Source organism: Schleiferilactobacillus perolens DSM 12744 (genome assembly GCF_001435585.1).
In the GTDB taxonomy this organism is placed as follows: domain Bacteria; phylum Bacillota; class Bacilli; order Lactobacillales; family Lactobacillaceae; genus Schleiferilactobacillus; species Schleiferilactobacillus perolens.
Genome location: NZ_AZEC01000001.1, coordinates 119,613 through 139,200, shown reverse-complemented (window position 1 = coordinate 139,200; position 19,588 = coordinate 119,613). Strand labels below are relative to the sequence as shown.

The 19,588-nt window shown below is 44.1% G+C and carries 19 protein-coding genes; 3 read left to right on the top strand and 16 right to left on the bottom strand.

All coding sequences use genetic code 11. The features are described from left to right. Position 1: 1 nt before the first annotated feature. The 12 genes from FD09_RS17120 to FD09_RS00525 form a co-directional block, all read right to left on the bottom strand. Positions 2 to 706 (bottom strand): hypothetical protein, encoded by a 705-nt coding sequence (locus FD09_RS17120; protein WP_057817210.1) that lies wholly within the window; start codon positions 704 to 706, stop codon positions 2 to 4. A 42-nt stretch (positions 707 to 748) separates the two neighbouring features. Next, complete coding sequence (locus FD09_RS00575; RefSeq protein ID WP_057817208.1) at positions 749 to 1,579, bottom strand: carbohydrate ABC transporter permease; 831 nt, start codon at positions 1,577 to 1,579, stop codon at positions 749 to 751. 2 nt (positions 1,580 to 1,581) lie between these two features. Continuing rightward, complete coding sequence (locus FD09_RS00570; protein ID WP_057817206.1) at positions 1,582 to 2,487, bottom strand: carbohydrate ABC transporter permease; 906 nt, start codon at positions 2,485 to 2,487, stop codon at positions 1,582 to 1,584. A gap of 79 nt (positions 2,488 to 2,566) precedes the next feature. Continuing rightward, positions 2,567 to 3,847, bottom strand: a complete 1,281-nt coding sequence (locus FD09_RS00565; RefSeq protein ID WP_057817204.1) for an ABC transporter substrate-binding protein — start codon at positions 3,845 to 3,847, stop codon at positions 2,567 to 2,569. A gap of 199 nt (positions 3,848 to 4,046) precedes the next feature. Next, a complete protein-coding gene (locus FD09_RS00560) occupies positions 4,047 to 4,463 on the bottom strand; it encodes a PTS sugar transporter subunit IIA (RefSeq protein WP_057817203.1) in 417 nt (138 codons plus the stop codon). A 13-nt stretch (positions 4,464 to 4,476) separates the two neighbouring features. Next, on the bottom strand, positions 4,477 to 5,475 hold the full coding sequence (locus FD09_RS00555) for an SIS domain-containing protein (protein WP_057817201.1): 999 nt from the start codon (positions 5,473 to 5,475) through the stop codon (positions 4,477 to 4,479). A gap of 17 nt (positions 5,476 to 5,492) precedes the next feature. Then, positions 5,493 to 6,557 carry an SIS domain-containing protein gene (locus FD09_RS00550; RefSeq protein ID WP_057817199.1) on the bottom strand — a complete coding sequence of 355 codons (1,065 nt, stop codon included), beginning with the start codon at positions 6,555 to 6,557 and terminating at the stop codon, positions 5,493 to 5,495. A gap of 13 nt (positions 6,558 to 6,570) precedes the next feature. Beyond that, positions 6,571 to 7,392, bottom strand: a complete 822-nt coding sequence (locus tag FD09_RS00545) for a PTS system mannose/fructose/sorbose family transporter subunit IID (protein WP_057817197.1) — start codon at positions 7,390 to 7,392, stop codon at positions 6,571 to 6,573. Continuing rightward, on the bottom strand, positions 7,373 to 8,215 hold the full coding sequence (locus tag FD09_RS00540; protein WP_057817195.1) for a PTS mannose/fructose/sorbose/N-acetylgalactosamine transporter subunit IIC: 843 nt from the start codon (positions 8,213 to 8,215) through the stop codon (positions 7,373 to 7,375). The genes FD09_RS00545 and FD09_RS00540 overlap by 20 nt, the downstream gene beginning before the upstream one ends. 16 nt (positions 8,216 to 8,231) lie before the next feature. Further along, a complete protein-coding gene (locus tag FD09_RS00535) occupies positions 8,232 to 8,702 on the bottom strand; it encodes a PTS sugar transporter subunit IIB (protein WP_057817192.1) in 471 nt (156 codons plus the stop codon). Between the two features lie 20 nt (positions 8,703 to 8,722). After that, entirely contained in the window at positions 8,723 to 9,409 is a 687-nt protein-coding gene (locus FD09_RS00530; protein WP_057817189.1) for a GntR family transcriptional regulator, read from the bottom strand. Beyond that, positions 9,396 to 10,187 carry a GntR family transcriptional regulator gene (locus FD09_RS00525; RefSeq protein WP_057817187.1) on the bottom strand — a complete coding sequence of 264 codons (792 nt, stop codon included), beginning with the start codon at positions 10,185 to 10,187 and terminating at the stop codon, positions 9,396 to 9,398. Before FD09_RS00525 ends, FD09_RS00530 begins: the two co-directional genes overlap by 14 nt. A 406-nt stretch (positions 10,188 to 10,593) precedes the next feature. Here FD09_RS00525 and FD09_RS00520 point away from each other — a divergent pair, with 406 nt between their 5' ends. Beyond that, positions 10,594 to 11,898, top strand: a complete 1,305-nt coding sequence (locus tag FD09_RS00520) for a PTS sugar transporter subunit IIC (RefSeq protein WP_057817185.1) — start codon at positions 10,594 to 10,596, stop codon at positions 11,896 to 11,898. A 16-nt stretch (positions 11,899 to 11,914) separates the two neighbouring features. Beyond that, complete coding sequence (locus FD09_RS00515; protein ID WP_057817183.1) at positions 11,915 to 13,339, top strand: glycoside hydrolase family 1 protein; 1,425 nt, start codon at positions 11,915 to 11,917, stop codon at positions 13,337 to 13,339. Positions 13,340 to 13,407: 68 nt separating this feature from the next. Here the strand turns inward: FD09_RS00515 and FD09_RS00510 are convergent, their stop codons facing one another. After that, entirely contained in the window at positions 13,408 to 14,301 is an 894-nt protein-coding gene (locus FD09_RS00510; RefSeq protein ID WP_057817181.1) for an ROK family protein, read from the bottom strand. Positions 14,302 to 14,308: 7 nt separating this feature from the next. Beyond that, on the bottom strand, positions 14,309 to 15,661 hold the full coding sequence (locus FD09_RS00505; protein ID WP_057817179.1) for a PTS sugar transporter subunit IIC: 1,353 nt from the start codon (positions 15,659 to 15,661) through the stop codon (positions 14,309 to 14,311). Positions 15,662 to 15,689: 28 nt separating this feature from the next. Here FD09_RS00505 and FD09_RS00500 point away from each other — a divergent pair, with 28 nt between their 5' ends. Next, the gene (locus FD09_RS00500; RefSeq protein ID WP_057817177.1) at positions 15,690 to 16,487 is read left to right on the top strand and encodes a MurR/RpiR family transcriptional regulator; all 798 of its coding nucleotides are present in this window, start codon (positions 15,690 to 15,692) and stop codon (positions 16,485 to 16,487) included. Here FD09_RS00500 and FD09_RS00495 read toward each other — a convergent pair. Both FD09_RS00495 and FD09_RS00490 read right to left on the bottom strand, forming a co-directional pair. Continuing rightward, a complete protein-coding gene (locus FD09_RS00495; RefSeq protein WP_057817175.1) occupies positions 16,475 to 17,863 on the bottom strand; it encodes a glycoside hydrolase family 1 protein in 1,389 nt (462 codons plus the stop codon). The genes FD09_RS00500 and FD09_RS00495 overlap by 13 nt on opposite strands. A 193-nt stretch (positions 17,864 to 18,056) precedes the next feature. Further along, positions 18,057 to 19,574 (bottom strand): family 1 glycosylhydrolase, encoded by a 1,518-nt coding sequence (locus tag FD09_RS00490; RefSeq protein ID WP_057817173.1) that lies wholly within the window; start codon positions 19,572 to 19,574, stop codon positions 18,057 to 18,059. Between the last annotated feature and the right edge of the window lie 14 nt (positions 19,575 to 19,588).

Here is a 19,588-nt window from a genome sequence, read left to right as displayed (position 1 = left end):
ATCATGACCTTCTCTCTGTTTGCTCTCGAATCCGGCGTAGAAAAATTAATGGAAAAATCAGTGCTGTCACAGTAAATGCCAACATGGATACTTTCCCGGACAGTTGCATAAGGTTGGTGACGAAGAAGATCAATATGGGATAAATCATTGACCTTGTCATCAGATTGAAGCTCTCGGCGTATGTCCAATCCAGACTATTACGCACATATACTTTTAGAATAAATGGCCAAAGCAGCAATAGCGCTACCGCAACTGCAATAAACGTTACCTGAGTCGTGTAAAAATAGACGAAGCTGCTCTGTAAAACTGTATTGGCAGTCGCGGACTGCATCGTTTGAAAATCAGACTTTTCTAAGTGTTTGCCATCCTTCGCATCCGCCAGTGAAGCTAAACTGAACTCAGCCTGGCCGACGCTAAATGAAGTTTTAGAAAACTGAATATTCACCGTGCCGTAGCTGGACCGAATATCCACTAACTGTCCTGGCAAGGATAGCTTATTGTTCACTAGGGTGAAGTCTGTGTGTTGCATCCCATTAACGAATCGGCGATACCCTTGGACACTTTGAAAGGCAAGGAGGGCAACTGACAATACTGCTGTTAACAGGATAATGGTAATTAATCTCAAGAAGTTTTTGGCCGTTTCTTGTCGCCTCAACCCAGCGGAAGTTCCAGTTAGAGACAGGCCATCACCAATCATATTGAGCATGTTGTTCCTCCTCACTGCACGACAAACTTGTCCACTCCCAAATTACTTTTCACCACCAATACGCATGCCCACCATAAAGTAACGATTGAGCAAAACGTAAAGGACGATGATGGGCAGAATGGTGATCATCGCTGCGGCCATAATATAATTCCACTGTGTCCCATGCTGTGTTTGAAACGATTGCAATCCCAGTGTGAGGGTATACTTACTCTCTGTCGTGATATAAAGCAGCGGTCGCATAAAGTCATTCCAGAAAGCCAAGAAGACAAAGATTGCCTGTGTCGCAATGGATGATTTAGCCATTGGGACAACGATTTTGTAGAAAATCCCCAACCTGCCTAAACCATCCAATTGCGCCGATTCTTCCAATTCCTTGGGAAATGAAATGAAGAACTGCCTCATCATGAAAATATATGCGAAGTTTACCGCTGAAGGTAATATCAGCGCGCTATAGCTATCCAAAATTCCCAATGCTTTCATGATTAGATAATTAGGAATGAGTAAGATCTGGGCGGGAACCATGATACAAACCAAGATGATCATGAACAATGCATTTCTGCCTGGAAAATGTAATCTTGCGAGTGCATATCCAGACATGCTATTGAACACAATGTTGATGAGCGTCCCTACAATGGAGATGACCAGGGAATTAATGATCCATTTAGGGAAAAGCGGATCTTGGGTAAAAATGTATTGATAGTTAGCCATCGAAAAAGTGTGGGGAATCAATGGTGCCCCGACCTTAACAATTTCGCTATAAGGTTTGAAAGAGGCGAAAAACGCCCAGATGAACGGATACAGCGTGATGGCTGAATAAATTGTTAGCAACACGTAAGCCACCGTGCGGCTTATCTTTTTTCCTCTCGTTTTCATACTTATCTGCCCTCCCCGGTAATATCCTCACTTGAGAAGCGACGAAAGACCATTGAAATGATAAAGATCACGATTGTGAGTAAGATCGCAATGGCCGATGCATATCCCATCGTGCCAAACTGCCGAAATGCGTATTGATAAATGATCAGCGACAGTGTCAAAGTGGAATTATTAGGACCACCTGATCCCTGTGACACAATGTACGGTTGATCAAATAATTGGAACGTAGAAATCAAGCCCATCATAACGACATAATTCGTCACTGGTGCAATTTGGGGAATCGTAATCTTGAACCACTTTTGAAACATATTGGCACCGTCAATGTCCGCCGCCTCATACATCGCCGAATCGATATCTTGAAGTCCAGACAGATAAATGGTCATAAACATTGGCACAGTTGACCAAATGTTCATTGCCATAATCGCGTAGAGCACCGTACTCTGATCATTCAAGAAATTAATTGGCTGTGTATAAACATGCAAGTCCATCAATAACGAGTTGATCGGACCATTCAAGCTAAAGATAAACATGAAAATCAGTGTAAGTGCGGAGCTAGATGTTAGCGTAGGAATAAACAGTAATGAACGAAAAGTTTTTTGAAATTTGATTCCAGAATTCAATACTGTTGCCAGGATCAACGCTAATACGGTTTGAATAGGAACAACAATCAAAACGTATTTTGCAGTATTCCACAATGCTTCTGCGACTCGACTATCATTGAAAGCATTGATGAAGTTTTGAAAGCCAACAAACTGGTAAGAGACATTGCCAACCAGATTCACCTTGTTAAGTGACAGATAGAACGCATAAACAACCGGAAATAGCGTGAAAACCAATAATACAGCCAGCGTTGGTAAAACGAATACCGCCGCCTGTATCAACTCTTTTTTTCTTTCAGCACGGCTCATCAATAATCACCCCTCGTCAGAAAAAAGGTCCGCCTAGTTTTTAATAAACCGAAGCGGGCCTTTCTAGCCATGACGCAACCTAATTGCCTTGTTGCTTAATATCCTTGTTGGCAGACTGCGTTGCTTCCGTCAATCCTGTCTTCAAACTAACTTTCCCCTGCAAAATGGAAGGAAAAATGTTTTCATATCGGGTTTGAATCAAAGCTAGATTCGTTCCCGCAATCCACGGTGTAGCGTAATTAGCAGCCTTTACAAATGGCGCCATCTGTTTGTTATCATTCAAATTCAGTTCACTCGCAACTGATTTCCGGGTGGGTAATACTGAAGCCTTCTTCGCATAAGTGGCCATCTCTGACTTACTGGTCAAGAAATTGATCAATTGCCAAGATTCATTCTTATGCTTGGACTGCGCATTCATTGACCAACTCACAGTGAAGACCATATTAGCCTGTTTGCCATTGGTGGAAGGTAATTCAGTCGTCCCCCACTTCAAGCTCTTGAAGTTTTCCTGCAAACCAGATACTTGCCAAGATCCTTCATCGGAAAAGACAACCTTACCCGAACCAAACGCGTCCTGTGGTGCCCCATAACCAATTTCTTTAAAGGTCTTCATCAAACCCTTCTTATCAGCATCAACCATTGGTTCCAGCGCGGAAATAATCTTAGGATCGTCCAAGTTGGCATTACCCTTGCTGTCAACGATTTTTGCACCAGTCGACTGCATGATATACATTTGACGCGCCAATAAGGGACTAAATACAAACGGCGTCACGCCGGGTAATTTGTCCTTTAATTGTGCCAAAAACTTGTAAAATTCCGTATCTGTCTTCGGAATATCACTTGCTTTGTAGCCTGCCTTAGTGAGCAATGCTTCATTGTAGTACAGTCCCAGTGTTGAATAATCCTTGGGAACCCCATATTGCTTGCCATCAGTTCCCTTGAAAGCATCGTAGGTAGGTTTGTAAAAATCACTTGATGTGAATTTATCCTTCTTCATATAAGAGTCAAGTGACTCTAGAACTCCCTTTTGTTGGAGTGATGGGAAAGTTGAAGAATCCACGTAGAAAATGTCTGGTGCCGTCCCTCCGACCAGATCGGTCATCAATTGTGTGTTGTAGTCGTTATAGACCTTCTCACGAATCTTGATGCCTGTTTTCTTAGTAAATGCCTTAAATTCATCCTTACGTGCCTGTGACTCAGTAGCTGAATCCCCCTTCCAGAAACCAACAGTCAGCGTAACGTTAGAACCCTTGTCACCTGAACCGCTTGAAGAGGAAGAGCCATTGCCACACCCGACCAACACCAACATGGACACAACTGCCGCTGCGACCATCCAAAATCCCTTTTTGAGATGATGCATGAGAATACTCCCCTTTCTTGTGATACAGTAACCGCTTACACTTTGAATATTACTCCCACTTGTTCGCCGTCGTCAACTATTTAGCTCAAATATTTTTTCACCAGCATTGATAATCTGTGGTTTTCAATGAAATTTTATTTCAGCGGAAAAAGCGGCTACAACGCATTCTTTGCGTGTCCCGCTTTCTGTAAACGCATTTTTAGAACTCTTCATCCTCATTCTCTGTTGGCATCTCATAGCGATAGATACCGTCCACGCCTGCTTCAATGACAGAACTAACCAGTTCAGTAAGTGATAGTTGTTCACGTTGAATAAACAGTTGCAGAAGCATTGGTACATTGACACCAGTAACAATTTCCATTCCCGAATGATTTTGCTTAAGCATCACCAAAGTATTGAATGGTGTACCACCTTTAAGATCAGTCAGACAAATGAGTTCACTCACATCCTTCAATCCAGCCAAAGTCGATGTCAGGGCATCGGTAAGTTGTTCTGGTGACTCACCAACATTGAAGGGTACTGTGACACATGCGTCCTGTTGACCGCAAATCATCTCCGCGGATTGGACAAGTGCTGCGGCAGAGCGACCGTGTGTGCATACCAGAACTGCCTTCATACAATCTCCCCCATTAGTATTGTAATTGTCGATAATAACGTCGAATATCCATTGGATGACGATTAATGTGCTCAATATGCGCATCAATTCGATTATTAATCGCATGGAAGATGAAAGGAGAAAGAGTACCTCGATACTTTTCAGAGATCCCTGGCAAGTCATACTCCTTCGAGTCAATTACTGTATAATTTCCACAGATTTGAGGCAAAAAGTTGGCTACTCGTTCACTTAAACTGCGCTGAGAATCTTCACCCACGTAAACAGTAACTGGTGTGTCTCGTTCAACAATTTCAAACATCCCGTGAAAGAACTCTGGCGCTTCAATTGACTTCGTCTTCAACCAGTGCTGTTCTTCCCAGTAACACATTGCATAAGAATATGTGGCTCCCCATTGATTGCCTGCACCAACGAAGTAGTGGATATCGTCTTCATGATGTTTTTCGGCAAATTGCAAACCAAAGGCATCAGCGCTCTCTTCTACATTAACGATGTCATTGGCAAAATGTTCATCCATTTCTTTGTAAAATTCATCGTAATCTGGAAATTCGCCCGCCAAGTACATTAATCGATCAGCCACCATGAAGAACTTCAACTGCTCGTCAGTTGGGTAAGAAATTAGATGCGTGACCATACTTGCCAAGGGGGCTTGATCGTTGTCGATGAAACCAAGAATCGTCGCCCCAACTTCTTTCTTGATTTTTTCCACTGCTTCAACAATCTCTTCAGTTGAGCCAGAGACAGAAGAAAGAACGACTAGCGTCTTGTCTGTCACTCGGCGATTGCCTGTTGTGAGATATTCTGCCGCATTTTCATAGAATGTCTCAATGGCACTACGTTCTTTCATATGCACGACCACCTGCATGGCGGAAGCATACGTGCCGCCGATACCCAGCCACATCACATTGCTGTATCCATTCGTATTAATTTCATCGACAACTGCATTAATCTCTGGGCGAAGTGCCAAAGCACCCTTAACGTTTTCTAAAGTCTTTTCTTTATCAAATTTCAGCATTTCAATTACCTCGCTTTTCAAATTTTGGAACCAGTGATTTTATCAAAATCTGGGTAGGCAGACACTGTTAGATCATGACCCTTAAGTTGTGACCAACGATAAGCCAATAAATGAATGGGGGTGGTTAGAAAGAGTGATGTGAGCAACTCGTCAGTATCCAACTCCAGCATCAGATCGTTTACGCTCGCTTCTGGGGAGAAGCTGGAATAAATTGTCTGAATTGATTTTACGTGCTCGCTCAAAAAGTTTTTGAGTAGAACGGCACGTTTCTGTAGACGCCCCTGCGGTTCAATGAAGAAAATATCATCGTCTTGATGCAATCCCAAATAGGGCCCGTGCATATACTCCTCAAGTTCCTTGCCTTGCGCGGTGATTCGGACAGTCTCAGTAATCTTAGTTTCTCCTTCACGTGCTACGCCGTATCCTGCTCCATACCCGATAAAGATTACTCTGGATGCCTCATTCAGACGGGGAATTTGTTGGTTAACCCAATTTGAAGCACGCTTAATCGCTGCTGGCATTTCTTCGATGACATGATTAATCCGGTTAACGTATTTATCAATATCAAAGATTGTTTCTTTTGTGCTTTGGAGCTCTAAAGAGATAAGCATTAAATCCAAGATGGTGACGCTGTACCCTGCACTTACGTATGGCATCTCTTCTATCGGCATGCCCATGTCTAAGATGTTTTGTCCAATATTTGAAATTGGACTCGTTGGGTCTGACGTTAGGACATAAACCAAATGTCCTTTCTTTTGTAGCTCCTCCACCACGTGAATCGTGGAGTAACTATGCCCGCCCTGTGAAATTGCAATATACAAGGTATGCCGATTGGTGAATAACCCATAGTTTGCAGCAAATGACGGTTCTTCTACCTGTACTGGCATGTGTAAAACGTGGCTCATGAACGGTGCTGCCGCAAAAGCTGCATTGGCACTAGAGCCCGTTGCATATAACACAATTGAGTCGATTCCACTGACATTGGCAGAATTGAACCGATTCGAAAAAAGTGGTTCACGATTCTTAATAACATCGGCATACAGCTTTGGTTCCAGATATACGTAATCTTCGATGTTCTTCATAAAAGGCCTCCCATTATCCTAAGATTCCGGTCCATGCACCAAAAATGCCAATAGCAGCGATCAACAATAGAATCCACTGCGCTTTAACCCCCTTTTTGTCCAACCAGAAAACAAACAGCGTAAATAAAAGGGGGAGAATTCCTGGCACAATACCATCTGCAATGCTCTGGACTGATGCTGCACCTTTACCCGTACCTAGTTTTAACGGCATATTTAGGGTCACCATTGTCGCTACCATCGCGCCTACGACTCCCAAGCCTAAAACAGAAGCACCATATGATAGGCGATCCATTAATCCTGTTTTCTGAACCTTTTCAATGAAGCTGGCGCCAATGTTGTAGCCAAGATACAGCCCATAATACCGCGCTAAGATTGCCGGAATATTGAAGATGAGCAGGAAAAGAATTGGTCCTAAGATATTCCCTTGCAGCGCCAACGAAGTTCCGATCCCTGTTGCAATCACGCGCAGGGTTCCCCAGAAAAACGAGTCACCCAGTCCACTTAATGGACCCATTAACGCCACTTTGATGTTGTTAATGGATTCTGGATCGAAATCTGGATTCAGCTCATTCTGTTCTTCCATAGCAATGGAGATGCCTAGCGGAAATGTCGACAACCAAGGTGTGACATTAAAGAATTCAAGATGTCGTTTGAGCGCAGATACCATCTTCCCTTTTTGGCCCTTATAAATCTTGCGCAATGCGGGAATCATCGCATATGAATATCCTAGATTCATTTGTCGCTCGTAGTTCCAAGCCCATTCCATCGTGAAGGAGCGCCAGAATGTTTTCATTAAGTCTTTGCGCGTCAGCAGTTTAGAACTCTTCATCTTCATAATCGATGCCTCCATTTTTGTCCGAACTGTTTGTACTATTTCTCTCGGGAGCCGGACCTGCAGTGGCTGCCGTCGGTTCACCGTGTGCTTTAAATGCCGCATAACCAGTCAGTATAAGTGCCAAGCAACCACCAAAAATGGCTACCCCAGTCACTGGCACTTTCAAATAGACAGCCAGAGCAAATCCAAGAACGAAGAATACGACATTTCGCTTATTAATCATCAATTTCAATAAAAGTGCAAACCCGTATGCAGGGAGCAATCCTGTGGCAATGCCTAAACCATTAATCACGAATTTCGGAATAATTCCAAGAAACGCTTTGATCATAGGACTGCCCAAAACATATGAAATACCCACGATCAAGCCAATGGGCAAGTTGACTGAGAAAAAACCGCCCAACAGATTCATTCTACCGACACCCTTATCATCACCTTCAGCAGCGTACTGATCCGCTTTATGCACAAAGAATGGCAAGATAAAAATGAAGCAAAGGTTTTTAATAATTAATACAAGTGATGCAATCGGAATTCCCAGCGTCAGTGCTACGGCTGTGCTTTTCCCTGCACCAATGGCGAAAGCAGTTCCCAGAATACTACCCGAGATAATTTCTGGTGGAATTGATGCGCCAATTGAAAATGAACCGATAAACGCCAACTCGAGTGTCGCACCCATCACAATACCAGCGTGGACATTGCCCATAATGATACCGGCAATTGTACAAGTCACTAATGGCCTAGAAAGCATAGACGATCCCAAGAAATACTCTCCGTTAGCTAACATGGCAGTTAAGGCCAGAAGAATCGCAGTAATAATTGGACTCATTTAGCACATCTCCTCTCTATTTTTTTGAGAACTTCTCAGCTGTTTCGTTAGGCACTTGCTGCAAGTAGACATTCACGCCATCGTGTTCTAAAGCCGCTAACTTCTCAGCCTCTTCACTAGTTAAATTGACGGCCTTGGAATAATTAATGGTACCCTCTCGCGGTTTGGTACCGCCTACATTTAATGCTGCGATTTTTTCTTTACTTCCTCGAATCAACCGATCCGCATCATCAACAGACTCAACAACGACTAGCATCTTATACTTATCGGTCACTCCCGAATTTATTGCGGCCACGCTGTCACTGATTGACTTCATTACTAGCTTTGCGTTTTCTGGTTTGGCTAGCCGAATCGCAGACTTGCGGAAATCGTCTTGGGCTACCGCATCGTTAGCGATTAGAATCGTGTTGACATCCAGCGAATTAAACCACGAAACTGCCACTTGACCATGTAAAAGGCGATGATCGACACGTAATAATTTGATCATGATAGATCCTCCATTTCATTTTAGAAATCAACCACATACTTCGTTACTTCTGCCGGTTCGAATCGTGTTTCTAGCGCAATGGGATCACCGCCCTCTGTATACATAAAATTGACCGTTTTAAATACCGGCGCGTTCTCCGAAATTTGCAGTTGTTTCACCAGCTCAGTTGATCCCGTGATCAACTGAAGCTGCTGTTCCATGTCAGCTACTTTTCTTTTTCCTGAGCTCATCGCCTCAAGTACTGTAACGACTTTGAGCACTGAGACATCAAAATCCGGAAAATATTGTAGCGGTAGTATCAATACTTCTTTAGTGACCTTCTCCCCACCCTGCTGCAGAAAGCTGACATAATATACAAGCTCATTTTCCTGTATATGTAGTAGGTGCGCAAAAAGCGGACCTGCTTTTCGCAAGTACTTATCACGCATGATAACTTTGAAATCATCAATGCTGGCCGGCTTCGCAATACCTGTCATTTCTAAAATATTCTGTGCTGAGATTTCCGGCGCAAGAAATAATCCCACTCCCCTTTTTCGCACGACTTTATGTTGTTCAACCAGTATGTCTATTGCTTTACGCACCGTTGACCGACTGACACCGTATTTTGCCTGCAATTCGATCTCGTTTGGTAATGACGAATTGGCAGAATAAAATCCCTCGTTAATTCTTTGGGATATTTCATCTGCAATATCCTCAAACAGAGTCATTGGTATCATCCTCCCGATAGTCGAATATGCCTTTTGCGTAAAAGCGATACTTAATATGCTTCCCAACTAAATATTGGGTTGTGTACTCCAGCGGCTGGTCGTGTTGATCATATGTCCGACTGACTACTCGATATAATGGTTCTCCAACTTGCACACTGAGTTTCGAGGCCAAAAAATCATCAGCCGCACAATAAGCAATTTCCTCACGCCCATATGTTGCCTTAATTTGGTATTTGCTCGCTAAGGTTTGGTATAACGAGCGATTCGTGAAGTCAACTTTCTCAAGTTGTGGAAACTTGTCCGCAATCAAAACTGCCCTTTCAAATGTCACCGGTACTTCGTTCAAGTCACGGACCCGCGATATCTCGACAACTTTTCCATCACCGACTGTTAAAAATGCTTCCTCTACAGGTTCGGCGGGTCGAATCTGACTATTCAGAAAACGAATAGTCAGCTTTTTCCCAGCGTGGTTCAATTCATCAGACATTGAGGACATATCCAGCATATTTAATATGGCCTTTTTATTCACTGTCATTCCCCGGCGTTCCTGAGAAGTTACCTCACCTGAGTTGCGTAACTGCGTAATTGCGGCATGCAACGATGTTCTGCTGATACCAATCTTTTCCGTCAACGTTCTTTCTGACGGAAAGGATTCACCATCAGTCATTCCATTTGTCAGATATCTGAGCATTTCTTCTGCCTGAACTGTTGGACTTACATCCCGATATTCCATTTGATCATTCCCATAACATTTTTGGTAGTCATTGGCTCTGTCCATGTTTGCATAGTTTTTTCATAATCGCCTGATTAGCGCCTATTTCGAAAATTTATGCATACATGTATGCCTGTTTTTGATGCCAGCATTAGTGTAAAGGCTTTCTTCAATTTTTGTCAAGCCTGTTTTTCGATTTTTAACTAGTACTGATCGTGGTATCGTGCGCATAATTCGTGACCGCATGAGCTTTCTCACGGTTTAAAAAATATTGGTCTGTTTTGTACATCAACAAGTTCTGACTGTTTATCACGTCGCACGTCATTCTGATCCTGAAACGTCCAGTCGGGGTGTCACCATTGAAAGTAATTTACATCGTTTCAACCTGTTTTTGAAAACTATTGACATCTAGAATGTGCTTTGGTAACGTGTAAGCGTTATCCCGTTCATTACTGAACTTTACAAAGGAGGAATTATTTTGAAGGAGAAAGTTATTGGGGGCCTTAACCGTGTTGCTTTAGCCGTCAACAGCAACAGATACATATCGGCGATCAAAGATTCATTTTATTCGTTGATCCCCATCATCATCACTGGTGCTTTTGCGACTTTGTTTTCCAGTATGGTATTTGATAATGTCAACGGATTAGCCAAGATCAAGGCATTAGGGTGGTTGGTTCAACTAAAGCCAATATCTGATGCAATCAATTACGCTACTTTGAGTTTTTTCACAATTTATGCCGTATTCCTAATCGGTATCGAGATGGGCAAGCGAAATCACATTGAAGGGTATTTTCCTGGCATCATTGCCCTCATGAGTTACATCACCGTCAACCCTTCTGTTTATCAGTATCTTGATGGCAAGAAAACATTGGAAATCGCCAACGTTTTTGCAAAACAATACACTGATACCAAAGGGTTATTCCTAGGAATGTTCATTGCCATCGTTTCGGTAGAGTTATATGCATGGTTATCAACTCGAAAATCGCTCATTATCACGATGCCAGACAGTGTACCGCCAAATGTTTCACGCAGCTTCTCGGCGCTCATTCCAACCATGCTTTCAGTCGGCATTATTGGCACAAGCGCTTTTCTCATCCAGAAAATGACCGGAATGTACTTATACGACATCATCTACAATCTGGTTCAGAAGCCTTTGCAAAACGTAGTACAAGGTCTTCCTGGGATTTTAACTTTAATGTTAGTCGCACAAATTTTCTGGTTGATTGGTATTCATGGAAATCAAATGATCAAACCAGTTCGTGAACCACTACTGTTGGCTGCTATCGCGGCAAACACAGAGGCTTTCAATGCAGGTAAGGCATTACCAAACATCATCACGATGCCATTTTGGGATATGTACATGTCAATGGGCGGATCCGGTGTCACCATTGGCTTAATGATTGCCGTCCTTATTGCGAGTAAGCGTGAAGACACACGTTCAATTGTCAAACTTAGCTTTGTTCCAGGTCTGTTCAATATCAACGAACCACTTATTTTTGGTTTACCGATTGTGCTAAATCCGATCATGGGCATTCCATTCATCATTACTCCGCTGGTTACCGGAACCATTGGCTACTTCGCAACCGCCTGGGGGTTTGCCGCCAGGGCATACGTGATGGTTCCCTGGCCAACGCCACCTCTGATTAGTGGCTGGTTGGCCACAGGTGGTAACTGGGGAGCAGTCGCAACCCAAGTCATCTGTATCATTGTCTCAATATTGATCTACTTGCCTTTTGTGCAAGCAATGAACCGGATGAATCCTAAACAAGACTTGTAAGAGGAGGAATAATACAATGCAGATTCCCGAAGGCTTTATGCTTGGTGCTGCTTCATCAGCTTGGCAAACAGAAGGCTGGCACGGAAAGAAAGCCGGCCAGGACTCTTATCTCGATGATTGGTTTAAGCACGAATATTTTGTGTGGCATGAGGGTAAAGGTCCTGACGTTGCCACCGATTTTATGACCCGATATTCGGAAGATGTTGCTCTCATGAAAGAAATTGGTCTTAGTCATTATCGAACTTCCATTAACTGGTCACGATTTTTTACGGATTACGAAAACTTAGTGGTGGATGAGGACTACGCCGATCATGTCAACAATGTCATTAATGCGCTGATTTCGGCAAATGTTGAACCAATGATTGCGATCGAACACTATGAAGTGCCGCAATTCTTGATTGACAAATATGATGGATGGAATAGCAAAAGAGTAGTTGATCTTTTCGTGGGTTACGCAAAGATCTTGTTTGAACGATACGGGGATCGCGTCCACCAATGGTTCACTTTCAACGAGCCAATTGTGCCGCAGACCCGTATTCATTTAGATGGCCTTCGTTATCCTCATGATTTAAATCCAAAAAAGTGGATGCAGTGCAACTATAATAAAGTCTTAGCTACTGCATTAACCGTACAGGCTTTTCGCTCATCTAGCCAAAGTGGTAGAATTGGTATTATCCATAATTGGGAATTTGCGTATCCGCGTGCGACTAACAACCAACTAGATGTTCTCGCAGCGAAAAGATTCGATCTACTTTATAATCGGGTCTTTACAGATCCGCTGATTAAAGGAGATTACTCACCAGAATTAATTAAATTGCTCAGTGATAATCACATCCTGTTTAACTCCACTGATGAAGAACTAGCCTTAATTAAGGCCAACACAATTGACGTAATTGGCCTTAATCTTTACTTCCCAAAACGTGTGAAAACACCGGAACATCAGTGGGATCCGTCCGCTCCATTTAATCCCAGGAAGTACTACAGCGATTTTGAACTTCCTGGCCGAAAGATGAACAACTCTCGGGGATGGGAGATTTACCCGCCAATGATGTACGACATGGCCAAGGTGATGCGTGATGATTATAACAATTTCCCTTGGTTCATTAGTGAAAATGGGATGGGCACTGAAAACGAGCGCCGCTTTAAGAACTCATCAGGTCAAATTCAGGATGATTACCGCATCAACTTCATTAGTGAGCATCTCTGGTGGTTGCTTAAAGCGGTTCATGAAGGCGCAAATTGCGAAGGGTATATGCTTTGGGCGTTTACGGATAATGTATCTCCCATGAATGCCTTTAAGAACCGCTACGGTTTAGTTGAGATTGATCTTGAAGATAATCTTGCCAGGCATCTAAAGAAGTCTGGTTTGTGGTACCACGAGCTCATTGAAACGAAACAACTGAATTATTCGACCCGATTTGCCTATCGGTCACAGGCTTAAAAACGACACATCAAACGGGGACACACTACTTGGCAAAAGCGATTGCCAAGTAGTGTGTCCCCCTTGCTTTATTCCGATGCTCTCTCCCGATCAAGATAATTCTTGACCGCACCTAACAGATTAGCTTCACTGCCAAATTTACAAACACCCAGAGGATCGTGGGCAATATGAATCGGCAAACGATCATAAAACTCCTCAAGCGACTGTCGTAACTGGTTCACGAATACAGGATTATTACTGACACCGCCGCCGATTAAAATCTTTTGCGGGTCGTACATAATTTGAAAATTGAAGAGCTGCGGGACAAAGTTGTCGATGTACTGTTGGAATGCCTCAGTCGCTATTGCGTTTCTCTCTTTAACAAGTTCAAATAGCTGTGGTCCTGTAATCTTCCGGCCAAGTTTTTCCCCCACTTCATTCACGAAAGCGGGGATTCCCACCTGGGCACCCAGAACGGCTTGCAGGCCATATTCCGTAATTGACTTGGTCATTAGGATTGACAGTTCTCCGGCATATAAATGCGTACCGCGATAAATCTCACCATTTTGGACAATGGCACCCCCTAATCCAGTACCAAGGACCAATACGAGTGCGTTATTAATGCCAATCAAATTCCCTTTCCACATCTCAGCCATCGCAGCACAGCGTGCATCATTTTCCACTGCCACTTGACAATGTGCCGCTTGAGTCAGCAATTCTACAATGTTCTTGCCTGAATTGTACTGTAACGCACCGCCCTGATAGATATATCCAGTCCTGTTATCTAAAGTGCCTGGCATACTGATGGCGATTCCCTCGATGTCCTGATGCGTGTTCTGAACACCAACAATTTGGCTGATGAGGTCACTTGTCGTACTCTGAGGTGTTAATTGCTTGGGAAGTTCGCGCAGTTTTTCTCCCTCAGAATCGTATCGTGCATATTTGGTATATGTGCCGCCAACATCGACTGCTAATAATTTCATTGTTTCGTTACTCCTTCACAAGATTCATCGATGCTTTCTCCGCCGTGAGTTGCTCATGCGCGAGATCCAGCTTTTCTTTATCCAGCTCTTTCTTGTCGAGCGCTTTGATAAAGGGTAAATAAATTGCACCGACTAGTACAAAGCACAGAATTCGTAATGCAACACCCTGCCAGCCCATTGTGAAGAAGCTTGTGATAACTTTTGGCATTGTCCAGGGAATGCCAAGCGCCAGGGCCTGATTATACGTCGCAATGAACCCGGTAATAGAACCTAAATAACCGATGGACGCAGTGACCACTGTACTAATCAGGAATGGTAAAAGTAGTACTGGGTTGAGCATAATTGGGAGGCCAAAAATCACCGGCTCGTTAATATTGAAGAAGTTGGGGACAATTGCCACTTTAGAAAACGACCGATATCGTTTACTTTTACAGAAAATCAGAATAACAGCCATTAAACTCAGCGTACTTCCGACGGCATCGTTATTCAAGAAGCTGTTCAAAATCATAATGTCTTTGTAGGGCATGGCCAAACCCTTTTGCGCTGCTTCAACGTTGGCCATCGCAAACGTTAAGAGCAATGGCATCAGTGCAGAATTAATCGCATTGGGATGGATTCCGAAGAAAAATAGGCCGTTAGCAATTACTGTGATTGCAATTAATGCCGGTGCAGAACTGCCAAGTTTCAATAATGGCCCGCCAATCACCATTTGCACTAAAGAGAAAATATTTTTGAGCGGTGTAAATCCTAACACGATCCGGACAGCGACGACGCCCAGAATGATCAGTAGGGAAACAAGCAGTGGTTCAAACGACTGGGAGACCATTGGCGGCACCCCATCTGGCATGTGAATCACCAGTCGCTTTTTGCCGGACAACCATACATATATCCGGGCGATGACCAGGCCAAGAATGATCGCAACAAACATCCCTGAACTGCCCAAATAATCATACGAGAGTGCAGATATTTTCCCAGCTTTACCAACCGTCTGCGGCATCATGATGATGAATGATGCTGCCGATAACATCGCTGCAATGAGCGGATTGGCGCTTGACCGATTCAACAATTTCGTGTATGCATAAGGAATAGAAAAAGCAATAAATAGTGCAATGGCATTAAGTGTGCCGCCCAAAACTGCATTGAAGTGGGCCGTCAGCCCCAGGGTGGAGAAATACTTATCCACCGCTGGGATGGGAAAGTTTGCCAGGATGGAGAATACAGATGCACCCAGGGTCAAGGGCAATGTGTACATCAAGCCCCCTGAGATGGCTTGAATCACTTTGTTCTGACCAAATTTGGTGGCCGCTGGAAGAATGTATTTTTCAATTCCAGTTTCAAAATGTGAATAAAGCTTGGTCATTTTTACCAACCTTTCGTTAGGAGAAATTATGGATCCGATTGCCGTGATTTACCGATATTACAATAACGCGAGCACCACCGATACCTATTACAAGGTCGTGAGTTATATTCTTCGCCATTTGCGTGAGATACCCCAACTGTCGATTACGGAACTGGCAGAGAAAACATACACATCTCAAGCGACCATTAGTCGGTTTGTGCGAATGATTGGTTTGGAAAACTTTCGGGATTTTCGTCAATATTTTGATGAGGTGCTCCATTCCTCAAAGAACTCCTTTTTACGAATGTCACCGTCTACTTTGTCGGTGGTCAATACCCAGCCGCAGACATTTCTATCTGAATACACTGGTCAAGTCATTGACGCGCTGGAGGATCTCAGACAGACCCTGCGCTTTGAAGATGTTGACGAACTGATTCATCGTGTCGACCAAGCAGAGAACACCGCTCTGCTCGGCTTCAGCGATTCGTTGCAAGTGGCTAAGGATATCCAGCTTGGTTATCTGGTTCTAGGCAAAGCAGTTGAAGTTGCAGAAAGCCAAGTGAAAATGAAAGAAGTCATGACGCGCTACACCAGTCGAGATCTGGTCATTATACTTTCAAACTACGGAAACTTTTTTGCTCATTATCAGAGCTTCTATCAACACTTGTCTACCTCGGAAATTCCACTGGTACTCATCACTCAAAATTACAATGCCATGGATATGTTTGGCTTTGTCCAAACTATTTTCTTAAGCAGTCGACGCCATTTAGCAATTGGCAATTATCCCATGCGTGTTTTTTCGGATTACTATGTCCGCCGCCTGCTGGCGATACATCAATTGGGCTGAAGACTGTTGGTTTGAAGAACCTTTTGATAGTAGTAGAAACTATCCTTCTTGTAACGTTTCTGGTTCTTTTCGTCAAAATTAGTCCGATCAACAAAGACAAGTCCATAACGCTTCTCCATGCCGTCGCCATTACTGAGTAAATCAATAAACGACCACGGGTTGAACGAGAAAACGTTGACGCCATCTTGAATGGCCAGCCACATTTGATGGATATGGTCGTGCAGATATGAAATCCGCTGGGGATCGTGGACTTTTCCTTCAATAAGTTCCTCTCGCTCGGACCAACCACATTCTGTAATCGCAATTGGGATATTTGGATAGCGATCATTTAATTGCCGCAGACCGTATCGCAGGCCAACTGGATCAAAGTTCCAGCCCCACTCCGTGTACAGTAAATCAGGATCTATAACCCGATTGATTCGCCGGAAAATGAAACCATTTGGATCGGCATCGCGCCTGGCTTCAACAATTGTTGTACAGTACCAGTTCACGCCCAAATAATTAGCGCGACCTTCCTGAAGGACTTGTTCATCACCTGGTTGTGTGCTTATTTCGATATTCAGATTAGCCAGCTCATTTTCAAAGTATTTTGGAATGACGCCATGGATGGCCACATCCATTTGGGCAAAAGAATAAAAATCTTCCAATTCTTTAGCAGCTAACATGTCATAAGACTTGCGCGACGCTGGTAACGTGGTGATGTAAGAGACGGCAGGACCGATCATGCAATTTGGATATTCGTCATGGCAAAGCTTATAGACCTCTGCCTGGGCGAGCCACATGTGATAATTAGCCTGGTAGGCCATCTGATACCGCGTGTGCTCATCAAGGTGATCATCGATGCCCAACATATCCGTCGCCAGTACCATCACCGCTTGTTCGTTGATGGTTAACCAATAACGCACCTGCGGGGAAAATTCTTTAAGCAACCACTTGGCATATTTGACAAAGTCCGCAATGGATCGCCGATCCACCCAACCGCCGTACTTCTTAACCAATCCATATGGTTGATCAAAATGGGTCATCGTGACCATCGGTTCGATATTAGCAGCAACCAGTTCATCAATCAGGTGATGGTAAAAACGTAAACCCGCTTGATTTGGTTCTACCTCATCACCGTTGGGAAATATTCGGCTCCAATTAATTGAAAAACGATAGCTTTTCAATCCTAATTCCTTCATCAGCTGAACATCCTCACGCCAATGATGATAGTGGTCAACACTCACAGTTGTGTCTAACTGCTGATGCCGCTTCGGATACGAGCGAATGTCTGCAACAGACAAGCCCTTGCCATCTTCCTGATTTCCTCCTTCCACCTGGAATGCACTCGTGGCGGCTCCCCATAGGAAGTTATCTGGAAATTGCTCATTTGTCATTTTGATGACCCCTTTCTGTCTTCTATTATAGAAAACGCTTGCTTTGTTTTGTTTCCGGGTCTCAGGGGTCAATTTTCTAATCACCGTGGATATTTTCAGTTTTTGAAAATCTGTAATGTTCGGTACTGGCGACAGCAAAAACCAGCTCCTGCGTACTGCAAAAGCTGGCTTGCTTAGTGATCTTATTAACGCTTTATTTGGCTGCAACACTCTCCGCATTCAACGAATCTGTTAAATCTTCGCCATTTGATGCGATCACTTTCTTGTACCAATAGAATGAATCTTTGGGCGTCCGGTCCAATGTTCCGTTACCGTTATCGTCCCGATCCACATAGACAAAACCGTAACGTTTCTTCATCTCGCCGGTCCCTGCGGAGACGAGGTCGATGCAGCCCCACATGGTGTACCCCATGAGATCAACACCATCGATCGTCACGGCATCACGCATTGAATTGAGGTTCTGCTGCAGGTATTCGATCCGGTAGCTGTCATGAATCTTACCGTCTGCGGAGATTTGGTCATCCCAGCCAATCCCATTCTCAACGATCCACAATGGCTTGTGATAGCGATCGTAGAGTGTGTTGAGTGCCAACCGCAGCACATCGGGATCAATGGCCCAGCCCCAGGCATTGGTCTTCAAATATGGATTCTTAATGCCCATCATGAAGTTCCCACTGGTCTTGTCACCATCTTCATGGGTGGTCACCACATTGGAACCATAACAAGAAAAGCTCAGGAAGTCGGCTGAATACTTCTCTAACAGCTTGTAGTCTTCCGGGGTGTCATCCAGTTTGATACCTTCCCGCTCATACTTCTTAAGCCGGTACTGGGGATAATGGCCGCCGGTTTGGACATCGGCGTAAAACATGCTCGCCTGCATCTGTTCCATGACTAACAACTGGTCTGCCGGATCAGCGGTGTAAGCATAGAGCGGACCATAAGCCAACATTTGACCAACTTGCATGGTCGGATCAATTTCATGTGCCGCCTTAACCACTTTCGCGCTGGCCACAAATTGATTGTGGGCGGCCTGCGCTTTGATCTGCGGCGAACTGGCAATGACCCCACCGCCCATGAAGGGTGCCATTTCCATGACATTGATTTCGTTAAATGTGAGCCAATACTTCACCTTACCCTTGTACCGCGTCATGACAGTGGTAGCGTATTTAACGAAAAAGTCGATCAGCCGACGACTCGCCCAACCATTGTAATTGATTGCCAGCGCCAGCGGGGTTTCATAGTGGGAGAGGGTGACTAGCGGTTCAATCCCATGTTTTTGACATTCGTCGAAGACATGATCATAAAACGCCAATCCTTCTTCGTTGGGCTCTGCATCATCACCATTAGGGAAAATGCGGGCCCAATTGATACTTAGCCGGAAGGCCTTGAAGCCCATCTCTGCCATTAAGCCGATGTCTTCTTTGTAGTGATGATAAAAGTCTGTGGCCACATGACTTGGATAGTACTCATCATTCAATACTGCGGGGACCGTCCCTTCAGGAACGACACGTTGAGATTTCAAAAAGTCGAAACTCGTTGATCCTGTTTCACCAGTCGTGGGGTTCTTCCAAGTCACCCGGCGCCGCTTATCGTGTGCCCCGGCAGTTAACACATCTGATGTGCTGAGTCCTTTACCACCGTCTAAATATCCGCCTTCATATTGATTTGCTGCGGTTGCACCGCCCCAAAGAAAGTTCTTATCAAATGCCATTGAGATATCCACCC